This window comes from Acinetobacter sp. UBA6526, assembly GCF_002434875.1.
Lineage (GTDB): Bacteria > Pseudomonadota > Gammaproteobacteria > Pseudomonadales > Moraxellaceae > Acinetobacter > Acinetobacter venetianus.
On sequence record NZ_DJLC01000227.1, the window covers coordinates 4240 to 4951 of the forward strand.

A 712-nucleotide genomic window follows, 5' to 3' on the forward strand; every position below is an offset into this window, starting at 1 on the left:
CTTGCAATAGATTGAATGTTAGATGCCAAAAATCAATTTATAGATGTACTGCTATATATCATGCATAGCGACTTTATTCATAAAAATGACACTTTTTAAGTGCTATAAAACCAGAGTTGAGTCATTCAGTTCTGGTTTTATAATTTCTAAACAAAGCATTAAAATCTGTTGTTAATTGGCAGAAAAAACGAAATCGAATAAGCACAATGGTTAATGACTTTTAAAGAATAGCCCTTTAGCGTACGACATATTTTGAAATCTTATTCTTGATCTATGACTTTATAAAAGCATATAGTCAACGAGAACAAGAATTATGGACAGAGTGAGAGAAGGGGACGACAGTGACAGCATTACCTCAAAAAATTCAAACAATTTTAGATAAAGGACAAGGTCCTGCTGCACGAGCACTTGATAAGCTGCCCAAGATCGTACAAGAATCCCTCGCTAAACTTTTAGGCTATCCGTATCAATATCCAGATTTGGATGCATTTACCAAATGCCTTATGGCTGTTCAGATTAAACAAGGACGCATTGGCTTTATTGGGGATGATCCAATCGAATCACGCCGACAATTCGATGCGCAAATGTTGGCGATTTTAAATAAATCAACATCGATTGATTCAGTTGAAGATATTCGCTTACCACTACAAAGTGGAACTGTTTTCGCAAGACACTATCATCCTGCACCAAATAAAAAACTTCCAATGATTGT

General features: G+C 35.4%; 1 pseudogene. It reads left to right on the top strand.

The features are described 5' to 3' along the window. Positions 1 to 341: 341 nt before the first annotated feature. Positions 342 to 712, top strand: a pseudogene (locus B4237_RS15350) (esterase); the annotation flags it as partial.